This window comes from Microbacterium sp. MMO-35, assembly GCF_037147555.1.
Taxonomy (GTDB): Bacteria; Actinomycetota; Actinomycetes; order Actinomycetales; family Microbacteriaceae; genus Microbacterium.
Map to the genome: position 1 here is coordinate 351929 of NZ_JBBCVH010000003.1, position 11613 is coordinate 363541.

The 11613-nt window shown below is 69.2% G+C and carries 11 protein-coding genes and 1 tRNA gene; 4 read left to right on the forward strand and 8 right to left on the reverse strand.

What is annotated here, in order from left to right:
- Positions 1–77 precede the first annotated feature (77 nt).
- The 5 genes from WFJ01_RS08555 to WFJ01_RS08575 all read right to left on the reverse strand — a co-directional run bounded on the left by WFJ01_RS08555 (position 78) and on the right by WFJ01_RS08575 (position 3906).
- On the reverse strand, positions 78–1109 hold the full coding sequence (locus WFJ01_RS08555; RefSeq protein ID WP_336628808.1) for a hypothetical protein: 1032 nt from the start codon (positions 1107–1109) through the stop codon (positions 78–80).
- Positions 1102–1335: a hypothetical protein gene (locus WFJ01_RS08560; RefSeq protein ID WP_336628809.1), complete on the reverse strand. Its 234-nt coding sequence runs from the start codon at positions 1333–1335 to the stop codon at positions 1102–1104. Before WFJ01_RS08560 ends, WFJ01_RS08555 begins: the two co-directional genes overlap by 8 nt.
- A gap of 121 nt (positions 1336–1456) precedes the next feature.
- The gene (locus tag WFJ01_RS08565) at positions 1457–1732 is read right to left on the reverse strand and encodes a hypothetical protein (protein WP_336628810.1); all 276 of its coding nucleotides are present in this window, start codon (positions 1730–1732) and stop codon (positions 1457–1459) included.
- A gap of 425 nt (positions 1733–2157) precedes the next feature.
- Positions 2158–3627 (reverse strand): recombinase family protein, encoded by a 1470-nt coding sequence (locus WFJ01_RS08570; protein ID WP_336628811.1) that lies wholly within the window; start codon positions 3625–3627, stop codon positions 2158–2160.
- 9 nt (positions 3628–3636) lie between these two features.
- Positions 3637–3906, reverse strand: coding sequence for a hypothetical protein (locus WFJ01_RS08575; protein ID WP_336628812.1), 270 nt, complete (start codon positions 3904–3906; stop codon positions 3637–3639).
- Between the two features lie 442 nt (positions 3907–4348).
- Between WFJ01_RS08575 and acs the strand changes: the two genes are divergently transcribed.
- Entirely contained in the window at positions 4349–6313 is a 1965-nt protein-coding gene (gene acs, locus WFJ01_RS08580) for an acetate--CoA ligase (RefSeq protein WP_295034841.1), read from the forward strand.
- A 96-nt stretch (positions 6314–6409) separates the two neighbouring features.
- On the opposite strand, the gene WFJ01_RS08585 is transcribed toward acs, so the two are convergent.
- Positions 6410–6868, reverse strand: a complete 459-nt coding sequence (locus WFJ01_RS08585) for a RidA family protein (protein WP_292884035.1) — start codon at positions 6866–6868, stop codon at positions 6410–6412.
- The gene (locus WFJ01_RS08590; RefSeq protein ID WP_251446047.1) at positions 6865–7089 is read right to left on the reverse strand and encodes a DUF4177 domain-containing protein; all 225 of its coding nucleotides are present in this window, start codon (positions 7087–7089) and stop codon (positions 6865–6867) included. The genes WFJ01_RS08585 and WFJ01_RS08590 overlap by 4 nt, the downstream gene beginning before the upstream one ends.
- A gap of 74 nt (positions 7090–7163) precedes the next feature.
- Here WFJ01_RS08590 and WFJ01_RS08595 point away from each other — a divergent pair, with 74 nt between their 5' ends.
- Genes WFJ01_RS08595 through WFJ01_RS08605 form a run of 3 tightly spaced genes read left to right on the forward strand, consistent with a single transcriptional unit; the run spans position 7164 to position 11400 of the window.
- Positions 7164–9800 (forward strand): transglycosylase domain-containing protein, encoded by a 2637-nt coding sequence (locus tag WFJ01_RS08595; protein ID WP_336628813.1) that lies wholly within the window; start codon positions 7164–7166, stop codon positions 9798–9800.
- A gap of 2 nt (positions 9801–9802) precedes the next feature.
- Entirely contained in the window at positions 9803–10738 is a 936-nt protein-coding gene (locus WFJ01_RS08600) for a metallophosphoesterase (RefSeq protein WP_251446041.1), read from the forward strand.
- 5 nt (positions 10739–10743) lie between these two features.
- Complete coding sequence (locus WFJ01_RS08605; protein WP_295035809.1) at positions 10744–11400, forward strand: Pr6Pr family membrane protein; 657 nt, start codon at positions 10744–10746, stop codon at positions 11398–11400.
- Between the two features lie 83 nt (positions 11401–11483).
- On the opposite strand, the gene WFJ01_RS08610 is transcribed toward WFJ01_RS08605, so the two are convergent.
- Positions 11484–11560, reverse strand: a tRNA-Pro gene (locus WFJ01_RS08610).
- Positions 11561–11613: the final 53 nt, after the last annotated feature.

An 11613-nucleotide genomic window follows, 5' to 3' on the forward strand; every position in this document is an offset into this window, starting at 1 on the left:
ACCGTCGCCCCTACTACGTAGGGGCGTGACACGGTACGGTACGGAACGGTACAGCGGGATCAGGTGCAGCCGGGGTGCTACCCGGCGCTCTGCGCCTTCTTCATGGTGATGATCGCCGCCTTCGTCGGACGCTTGGCCTCGTCCGGCTCGGCTGCGACCACCGCCTTGAACAGCGTGTTGATCCCCGCGGCGATGTCGAGGCCGTGCTCGACGCACCAGGCCTTGGTGCGTGACGCCGGCCACTCGTCACGCCTCGGTGCCTTCTTCGGGACTGTGCCGCCGCCTCGGGGCCAGCCTGAGCCCCGCTTCTTCTCAGGCACCGGCGCGTACGCGGCCCGCTCGGCATCCGAGAGGGCGAGCACTCGCCGGTACTCCGCGGCAAGGTCCAGCGGGCTCGGATCCTCCTCGGGATGCTGCCCGCACGTGTCGTGCGCGGGGATCATCCCTCGGTCAGCGTCCAGCACGTAGGAAACGCGCACCCAGCGCCCATTCTCGTCCGAGTCTCCGCACTCCCACGAGACACGCGCCTGCTCCACCACGACCGGATGCCCAGCCTGTTGCAGCACCGCAGCGAACGCCTGAACGCGGATCCTAGGCGGGAGCATCTGCATGAGCGTGAACGCGTCGTAGGCGGCTTCGTCGGCGGCCTGGACACGTTCACGCTCGCGCCGCAGACGCTCCCACTCCTCGTTCCACTCGTCTCCTGTCGTCGCCACCGCTTCCTCAAGGGCGTCGGCCAGTCCCGAGCGCCAGTCCCACCCTCCGAGGGCTTCGTCCTCGCCGTGACAACACGTGGTGACGCTGAGCGCGTCCACGGCATCCTCGGCAAGGATCAGCGCTCGAGGATCGGTCAGCGTCCGAGGGAATCGGATGCTCACGACCCCATCGCACTCGGCCAGGAGCACTTTCCACCAGGGAGCGTCGCCGTTGTGCGACACCGGCCGCACGCGCCGTGCGCTGTACTGCAACCGCTCCGGCTGACGCGGGTAACAGGCCGCGCACATGATGCTGACGCCCGCACCGAGCACTACCGCGTTGAGCGCCCTGTCCTCGGCGCTCGAATGCAGCAGCTCGACGACCTTTCGGGCCGGGATCACCTCGTCACCCATGCCCGCTGCCTTCCTTGACCGCCTGGTAGGCGTCCAAGCAGTCAGCCGCGATGCGGGCGGCACGGGCTCGCTCTTCCGGGGTGACGCCGGGATCAGGGATCGCGGGCTTCGCCTTCGCGAGACCGGCGCACGTGACCGAGCAGAACCGGCGCGCGCTGTTCGATCGGGGATGGAACGCAACGCCGCACTGAGCGCAGGCCGCGAGCCGCTTCAGTCGTCCGCTCATGAGGCACCTCCCGAGGGGTGCACGACGCTCAGCAGCCGCGCCACACGCGCGCACTGGTCATCGGTCAGGGGCGGAAGCGCCGCCGCGGCCTCCTGCGGCGTCGGATGCACCGCGGCGGCGCTCACTGGTCGCTCCCCTCGGCCACGATCAGGCGCACGATGCGCCCCTTCGCGCCTCGCTTGCGCCCATCGCGCATCTTGCGCGGACCCTGGGTCTTGAAGGCTCGTTCGATCTCGTCCAGGTCGTACTGCAGCGCGCGGCGACCGTCGAGCCGGTAGGCGCGGATGTATCCGAGGTTGCGCCAGCGGACGACGGTCTCTTCTCCAACCTGGAAGAACTGCGCCACGCCTTCTCCATCGCGCATACGGCGCGGGGCGGGGGTGTCGGTGTCGGACATGCGAAAAGCTCCCTGCGGGTGCTCAGCCGACGTCTCCGCGCCTTTCAACTACAGTCCGCGCGAGGACGTCTTGTGTGATGCACCGCAGGGAGCTCGTGGGAGTCCTGCACTGGGCCCGAAGGCCTCGCCCATCGGAGGCGTCCGATCCGTTCTACTCGTCGGCCTGCCTGGTGCGGCGGTGGCCTTGAGGTCCACGCTCCGAGCGGCCAACGGCGAGCCCTCGGGGAGGATCGGAGCCGCCCTCGCGGGCGTGGCTCCGATATGCCTAGTTTATCGGATTTCCGGTGTCTGTAGGGGTTTAGGGCGTTCCCGGAGTTCGGTCATATCCGCCGCTTCCCGGCGTTCTGAGCGCGCGGGAATGCCAGGAACCACCGAGGACAGGCAGAACGCCGGAAACCGGCGAATATGGCCGCCTCCGGACGCCCTCAAACCGCGGGACTCAGGCGCAGGCGCGCCGGGGACCATGCGAGTCCCCGCCGCTCCTGTGGCACGACCTCGACGTTCAGCACCGTGCTCAGCACGGCACGCTGCACGTCAACGGGCGAGTCCAAGAACGCCTGGCCGGGATCCTCAGCCCGAAGGATCGCCGCCGCTGCCGACATACGTAGCAGCCGCGCAGAACGGGTGTCGATATCGGCAATCTCCGCGGTCACGCGCTCTGTCGCGCGCTTCAGCTGGGCCGCGCTGATATGTCCCGCCGCGTAGTCGTCTTCGAACGACTCCAGCCGTCGTGTGAGCTTCGCCCGCTCCTCGCGATCGACGGCGAGCTGCGGATCGGCATTCGGTGCGAGTGCGGCCTGGATCCGAGGATCGCGCACCATCTCCGCCACGACTCCGCGCACGTAGTCGTCGGTGAACGACGCCCGCACCGTCAGGTGCGCGCTCTCCACGCATCGATAGATCGTGTGGCGGCTACCCGGCTTGCTCGGCGTGCCGCCGTTGGGCGCGGTGCGCATCTTCCCGCCGCACCCCTCGATGCCGCACCGGTAGATGCTCGACCCGAGGTGCTTCGACTCGCGCTGGTTGCCGAAGTAGGTTCGCCGTCCCGGATCGGTCAGCACCTTGACCAACGCGCGCCACTGATCCTCGGGGACGATCGCCGGCCAGGCGGCGGGGCCGATCTCCTCGTACTCGCGAGTGCTCTTGTTCGTCGCCGCGTTCCGGTTCGGGAGACCGTGGGCCACGATGCCCGCGTTCCGCGGCTTGAGGAGCATGTCGCGGAGGTTGTTGTAGGTCACAGGCTTACCCTGGGTACCCGTGACGCCGCGCTCTCGAAGCTCGCGCGCCACCGATGCCAGCGTGCGCCCCGCAAGCAGCGCCTCGGTGCATTCGCGGATGATCGCCGCTTCGCTCTCGCGGATGACCATGCCGCCCTTCTCGTACCCGAACGGGCGCAGTCCCCCGCGGGGCTTGCCCTCCCTAGCCCGCTGGTCGGCCGCCGCCTTGATCCGCTTCTTGGTCTGGTCCACCTCGTACCGAGCCACGGCCCCGAGCATGCGCGCCACCAACTGCCCCGCTTCGGTCGAGAGGTCGTAGCTCTCCTTCGTGACTTCGACGGTCTGAATCTGCGTCCCGTACGTCTGCACGAGGGTGATGAACTCCTCAAGCTCCGCCGGACGCCGGTGGAGCCGGTCAGGGTGCCACGCGAGGATCGCGTCAACTTCCTTCGCCTTCACCGCGTCCAGCATCGCCCGGTACTCGGGCCGAGGCTTCCCGCTTGCGGCGCTCACGTCGTTGTCGATGTAGACGCTGACGACCTCCCACCCGAGGCGCTTGGCCAGGGCTCGACAGTCCCCCTCTTGGCGGTCAACGCCCTTCCCCTCGCCCGTCTTGTCGCTGCTGATGCGGGCGTAGATCGCCGCTCGGACGGGGCGCGTTTCCGGGGTTTCGGGCATATGTCTATTTTATGGTTTGGAGTCGTCGAGGTGCCGGCCGCCGAGGGCGACCAGGCGCACGGCGAGCTCGCGCACCTCGCGTTCGGACGCGGTCCACCCTGGCACCGGTTCGACACCCGCGCCTCGGTCGGCGAACAACCCGCCCGCCCCGTTGAGGAAGAGGTCGGTCACCCGCGGATCGGCGGCGTGGACCGCGAGGTCGCCGAAGGCGGGATCCAGGTCGAGCCGCTCCGGGGAGTCGGCGGGACCGCGGGGGACGATCACGAAAGGCGAGGCCATGTCCCGACGCTAGGCACCCGGCTCGGGCGGCCGAGACGCCCGAGCACATCCCGTGCACAAGTCCCTCCCCGCCCCGGCTGTGCAGGAGCAGCACGTCGGAACGGCGTCGGAGCGCGCAGGCCGGGGGCGCGCACCGGACGCACGAGCCCCGCCCGGGGAAGCACGCCGGGCCCGGCAACAGACACGGCAGGAAGAAGGGCGGCATCCCACGGGGGGAATGGGATGCCGCCCGGCCGCGGTGGACGGAGGGGGACCGTCGCTGCCGCGGGAAAGCCGGAATCGAATGATCGGCCGTCGGACAGTGTACGTCTGAAAAGAGACCGAACAAAACGACCGGCACTACCGACTTCCGGCGGTATTGTCAGGCGATGGGCGCGGCTAGATTCGCCCCTGTCGCGGCGAGGCCGCGGCCCATCCCCGCCGCAAAGGAGCGCCCCCTCACATGAGCAGCCAGATCGATCACGTCTTCGACGAGACCCGTGTGTTCCCGCCCTCCCCGGAGTTCGCGGCCGCCGCCGTCGCGCAGCCGGAGATCTACTCCGAAGCGGCCACCGATCGCGAGGCGTTCTGGGCGAAGCAGGCCCGCGAGCTGCACTGGCACACGCCCTTCACGCAGGTGCTGGACTGGACCACGCCGCCGTTCGCGAAGTGGTTCGCCGACGGTGAGCTCAACGTCGCGTACAACTGCCTCGACCGTCATGTGGAGGCCGGCAACGGCGACCGCGTGGCGCTGCTGTGGGAAGGCGAGCCCGGAGACGAGCGCCGCATCACCTACGCCGAGCTCACCGACGAGGTCAAGCGCCTGGCGAACGTGCTCGAGGGCCTCGGCGTCGGGCACGGCGACCGCGTCGCCATCTACCTGCCGATGATCCCCGAAGCCGTCGCCTCCATGCTCGCGGTGGCCCGCATCGGCGCGATCCACTCCGTCGTCTTCGGCGGCTTCAGCGCCGACAGCCTGCGCTCGCGGATCGACGACGCGGGCGCGAAGGTCGTCATCACCGCCGACGGCGGCTACCGAAAGGGCAAGGCCTCCGCGCTCAAGCCCACGGTCGACCAGGCCCTCGCCGACCGCGGCGAGGGCGAGCAGAACACGGTCGAGCACGTCATCGTGGTCAAGCGCTGCGAGAACGAGATCGACTGGGACGACGAGCGCGACCTCTGGTACCACGACGTCGTCGGAGCCGCCTCGAACGCGCACGAGGCGCAGGCGTTCCCGGCGGAGAACCCGCTGTTCATCCTCTACACCTCCGGCACCACCGGGAAGCCCAAGGGCATCCTGCACACGTCGGGCGGCTACCTCACCCAGGCGTCCTACACGCACCGCGTCGTCTTCGACCTGAAGCCGGAGACGGACGTCTACTGGTGCACCGCCGACATCGGCTGGGTCACCGGGCACTCGTACGTGGCCTACGGCCCGCTCGCGAACGGCGCCACCCAGGTCATGTACGAGGGCACGCCGGAGACCCCGCAGCAGGGGCGCTGGTGGGACATCATCCAGAAGTACGGCGTGACCATCCTCTACACCGCGCCGACCGCGATCCGCTCCTTCATGAAGCTGGGGCGCGAGATCCCGAACCAGTACGACCTGACCTCCCTGCGCCTGCTCGGCTCCGTCGGAGAGCCGATCAACCCCGAGGCCTGGATCTGGTACCGCGACGTCATCGGCGGCGGGCACACGCCCATCGTCGACACCTGGTGGCAGACCGAGACGGGCGCCATCATGGTCTCCCCGCTCCCCGGGATCACCGCGACCAAGCCGGGCTCGGCGCAGGTGCCGCTGCCGGGCATCTCGATCGATGTGGTCGATGACGACGGAACCCCCGTGGGCGTCGGCGGCGGCGGGCTCCTGGCGATCACCGAGCCGTGGCCGAGCATGCTGCGCGGCATCTGGGGCGACCCGGAGCGGTTCAAGGAGACCTACTGGGAGAAGTTCGAGAAGCAGGGCTACTACTTTGCGGGCGACGGCGCACGCTTCGACGAGGACGGCGATCTGTGGCTACTCGGCCGCGTCGACGACGTGATGAACGTCTCCGGACACCGCCTGTCCACCGCGGAGATCGAGTCCGCCCTGGTCGCCCACGAGGCGACGGCGGAGGCCGCCGTGGTCGGGGCCTCCGACGAGACCACGGGTCAGGCCGTCGTCGCGTTCGTGATCATCAAGGAGAGCTACATCCGGGTGCACTCCCCCGAGGGACTCGCGCAGCTGCTGCGCGGCTGGGTCGGCGAGCAGATCGGCCCGATCGCCCGTCCGCGCGACGTGTACATCGTCGGCGAGCTGCCCAAGACCCGCTCCGGGAAGATCATGCGCCGCCTGCTCCGCGACGTGGCCGAGGGCCGCGAGGTCGGCGACACGACGACCCTCGCCGACACGATGGTGATGTCGACCATCTCGGCGCAGGTGAAGTAGCCGAGGGCGGCCGCAGGGCCGATACGACGAGACCCCCGTCCCGGATCCCTTCTCGAAGGGACCGGAACGGGGGTCTCGTCTTCCCCGGAGGGGGAATCAGGCGAGGGTGAAGACGACGTCGACCTCGACGGGGCTGTCCAGCGGCAGCACCGCGACGCCGACGGCGGCGCGAACGTGCTTGCCGGCATCGCCGAAGATCTCGCCGAGCACCTCGCTCGCCCCGTTGATCACCCCGGGCTGACCGGAGAACGACGGCGCGGACGCGACGAAGCCGCCGACGCGCAGAACGCCGCCGAGCCGGTCCACGCCGCCGGCGGCGTCGGCCGCCGCGGCGACAGCGTTCAGCGCGCAGGTGCGGGCGAGGGCCTGGGCGTCCTCGGCCGAGACCTCGGCCCCGACCTTGCCGGTCGCGGGCAGGGATCCGGCCACGAACGGCAGCTGCCCCGACGTGTAGACCAGGCCGGCGTGCACGCGGGCCGGCACGTACGCGGCGACGGGGGCCGCGACGGAGGGCAGCTCGATGCCGAGCTCGGCGAGGCGGGAAGCGATGGTCATGCGTTGTCTCCTTCGAACTGGCGGGCGGCCTCTGCGGCGGCACCGAGGCCGGTGTTGGCGGCCGCATCGCCGCCGACCGGACGCTTGAAGTACGCCACGAGCCCGCCCTCGGGGCCGGTGACGACCTGCACGAGCTCCCACCCCTGCTTGCCCCAGTTGTTCAGGATCGCAGCGGTGTTGTGGATGAGCAGCGGTGTCGTGAGGTATTCCCACGTGGTCATGGCACTCCCGGAGGGACGGACGCGCGCAGGCGCGTCAAAGTTGGCGTTCAGGGAACTCCCCTACGATCAAGCGTATGCCTCAGACCAAACGGACGCTCACCAGTGTGCTCAGCGGCCTGGCCGGCCTCGTCGGTCTCAGCGTCGTCGCCGGTGTGCTCGTTACGGCGACCGTCACCCCGGTCTTCGCCGTGACCGGTGCCACCGCCGCTCAGTCGATCGACCTCTTCGAGGGCCTGCCCTCCAACCTCAAGGTCGACCGTCCGATGCAGCCGACGACGATCTACTCGAAGGACGCGGCCGGCAACGACCAGGTCATGGCGCGCTTCTACGACCAGAACCGCATCCCGGTGAAGTACGACCAGGTCGCCCCGGTGCTGTACGACGCGCTCCTGTCCAGCGAGGACAAGAACTTCTACTCGCACGGCGGCATCGACATCGCCGGGACGATCAAGGCCGTGGTCGGCAACGTGACCGGATCCGCGACCAACGGCGGATCCTCGATCAGCCAGCAGTACGTCAAGAACGTGCTGCTGCAGGACTGCGAGAAGGGCGTCCCGCTCAACGACAAGAACCGCGACGCCAAGCTCGCCAAGTGCTGGGAGGACGCGGCCGCGACGGTGGGCAGCTCCGGCATCGCCCGCAAGCTGCAGGAGATCCGCTACGCGACCGCGATCGAGAAGCAGTACTCGAAGCAGGACATCCTCATCGGCTATCTGAACCTGGTGAACTTCGGTGGCACGACCTACGGCATCGAGGCCGCGGCGCAGCGCTACTTCAGTGTCTCCGCCTCGCAGCTGAACGCCGTGCAGGCGGCGACCCTCGTCGGCATGGTGCAGAACCCCAACGCCTTCCGCATCGATCTGCCCGGCGGCACGTACGACTGCGACAAGGACGGCAACAACTGCAAGAACTCGCAGGCCGACGGGTATCACGACACGCTCGTGCGCCGCAACTACGTGCTCAGCCGCATGGAGGTGCTCGGCAAGATCACCAAGGCCGAGTACGAGGCCGACAAGGCCCAGCCGATCACGCCCGCGATCAAGACGCCGAGCTCCGGCTGCTCCGACGCCGGCGACAACGCGTACTTCTGCAAGTACGTCCAGGCTTCGCTGGAGAACGACGAGTCGCTCAACACCGCCCTCGGCTCCACGTCCGCGGAGCGCAACGACAAGCTGTACCGCGGTGGCCTCAACATCTACACGACCCTGTCCGCACCGATGCAGGCCGCGACGGTCCAGGCCATGCACGACAACACGACGGCCACGATCGACGGGATGGTCTTCGGCGCCGCGGCGGTGAACCTCGACCCGAAGACCGGCAAGATCCTCGCCCTCGCCCAGAACACGACGTTCAACGAGGCGCAGGACGCGCCCCCCGGCCAGACCGGAATCGTCTATGCGGCCGACCAGGCGCACGGCGGCGGCATCGGCTTCTCGGTCGGATCGACCTACAAGGTCTTCACGCTCATCGACTGGCTGGAGAAGGGCCATTCGCTGCGGGAGACGGTGGACGGCAACAACCGGCGCATGACGTTCAAGTGCGGCACGGACACGATGACCACGGACACGTCCGAGATCGGGAACTTCCAGAACCAGCGCGGCTACGTCGGCACCCCGATGCAGTTCACCGCGGCGTCGCTGAACAGCGGCTTCCTGGCGATGGCCTCCAAGCTCGACCTCTGCGACATCAACGACGTCGCGGCGCGGATGGGCGTGCACACCGGTGACATGAAGGCGGTCAACTCCCACGAGACGACCTACTACCCCGGCACCGACACCGTGGACCTCGAGGGCCCGACCCCGTTCGGCGTCCTCGGGTCGAAGAACATCGCCCCGATCTCGATGGCGGCCGTCTACGCCGCCATCGCGAACAACGGCACCCGCTGCGATCCGCACGCGATCGACAAGATCACGGGGCCGGACGGCTCGGACATCCCGCTCGCACCGACCACCTGCACCGAGGTCATCAAGCCCGAGATCGCCGCAGGGGCCGCGTATGCGCTCCAGGGCGTCATGGCGGGCGGCGGCACCGGTTCGCGTGCGAACCCGGACGACGGCACCCCGCTGATCGGCAAGACCGGATCGCACAACAACCAGCAGACGATGCTCATGGCGTCCTCGACGGCGTCCACCACCGGCATCTGGGTGGGTCAGGCCGACGGCAACGTCGACATCAACGACTTCTATACGCACGACACCAACGTCCCCGACATCCGCTACTACCTGGGGCGTCAGATCCTGGGGGCCGCGGACGAACTGTTCCCCGCGGGCGATTTCCCCAGTCCGCAGCAGAGCGCGCTCAAGCAGTCGTACACCAACCTGCCGAGCGTCATCGGCATGACGGTCGATCAGGCGACCCAGACCCTCGAGGACGCCGGGTTCTCGGTCTCCGTCGGCGCCGCCGTGCAGAGCAACCTGCCGGCCGATCAGGTGGCTCAGCAGGATCCGGGTCCCGGCCAGGTCGTCACCGGCAGCACCATCACGATCAGCCCCAGCAACGGGCAGGGAGTGGCGGTCCCGAACGTGGTCGGCATGACCATGGGCGACGCCGCGAACGCGCTGAAGACCGCGGGCTTCCAGGCGACCAAGGGCACCTGCACGCCCGGCAACGGCGACGACTCCGGAACCGTGTCGGCCACCGTGCCCGCGGCGGGCACGGCGGCGCCGAAGGGCTCGTCGGTCACGCTCAACTACATGAAGAAGAACTGCTGAGGATGAGTCCCTCGCGCACCACCCGCTCGGCCCTCATCGCACTCGGTGCGGTGGGGGCCGCCGGTGTCGCAGCCGCCACCTGGGGCATCGGCATCGAGCGCTACCTGTTCACGGTGCGCCACGCCACCGCACGGACGCTGCCGACCGGATCCCGTCCGCTCCGGATCCTGCACATCTCGGATGCGCACATGGCGCCGTGGCAGCATCGCAAGCAGCGCTGGCTCGCCTCCCTCTCCGGCCTGCGGCCCGACCTCATCGTGAACACGGGCGATAACCTCGGCCACGAGCACGGACTCGAGGGCATCAGGGCCGCATTCGCGCCGTTCGCCGGCACTCCGGGGGTCTTCGTGCACGGGTCGAACGACGTGCACGCACCGTCGCCGCGCAACCCCTTCCGCTACTTCATGGGGCCTTCGGCGCGGGTCGCCACCGCGCCGAAGCTCGACACCGCCGCGATGGACGCCTACTTCACCGACGAGCTGGGCTGGACGGATCTGGACAACACCGCCGCATCCCTGACCGTCGGGGGCCGGCGCATCGACCTGTTCGGCGTGGACGACGCGCATCGTCACTGGGACGACCTGGACGCCCTTCCGGCCGAGATCGACGCCCTCGGCGCCCGCCCCTCCGACGTGCCCGTGCTGGGTGTGACGCACGCACCCTACCAGCGCGTACTGAACGCCTTCACCGACCTGGGCGCGGATGCGATCCTGGGCGGCCACACCCACGGCGGTCAGGTGTGCATCCCCGGCTTCGGGGCGATCGTCGCGAACTGCGACATCCCGCTGCGACAGGCGAAGGGGCTGAGCACCTGGACGCACGCCGGGCGCACCGTGCCGCTCAACGTGAGCGCCGGATGCGGCCACTCGATCTACGCGCCGGTCCGCTTCGCCTGCCGCCCGGAGGCCACCCTGCTCACGCTGCTGCCGCGGAACTGAGCGACGTGCGCCCCGCCGCTCCGGAGCGCGTCCGGCCGGCCGCAGCACGCGTGGTGGGCGGCGTACGGGGACTGGTCGGCCTCGCCGTCCTCGTGATCCTGCTGTACACCTATGCGATCGGCGGCGAAGCCCACGGGTACAACCCCTTCGACTACTTCGGGTACTTCACGAACCTGACGAGCCTGCTCGCCGCACTCGTCCTCCTGACCTGCGGCGCACTCGGTCTGACCGTTCGACGCACGCCCTGCTGGCTCGCACCGGCTCGTGCCGTCGTCACCGCGTGCATGCTGATCGTCGCGGTGATCTACAACACCGTGGTGCCGGGCACCGGATCCGCCCCCGCCTGGGTGAGCCTCACCCTCCACGCCGTCCTTCCGACGCTGATGGCTCTGGACTGGCTGCTGATCGGAGACCGTCGATGCCTGCCCTGGTCGCGGCTGTGGGTGCTCGCTCCCTATCCCCTGCTGTGGCTCGCCGTCGTCCTCGTGCGCAGCGCGACCGACGGCTGGGTTCCCTACGGCTTCCTGCTCCCCGAACGCGGCGCGACCGCGATGACGCTGACCGTCCTCGGTCTGCTCGGCGCGCTCACGGCAGCGGGCGTCCTCGTGTGGGCGGCGAGCCGCTTCCCCGGGGTGGTCCTGCGGCGCGGGACGGATCATTGACGGATCCGGCCTGCGCCGGGGCCCGCCAGACGCCACGAGACAACGAGAGAGGGACCGACCCTGTGGGTCGGTCCCTCTCTCGTTGGTCGGGGTGACAGGATTTGAACCTGCGGCCTCTTCGTCCCGAACGAAGCGCGCTACCAAGCTGCGCCACACCCCGTGGCAACCGTTCAAGTCTATACGGAGACGGACGCGGGAGCGAATCGAGGCGGC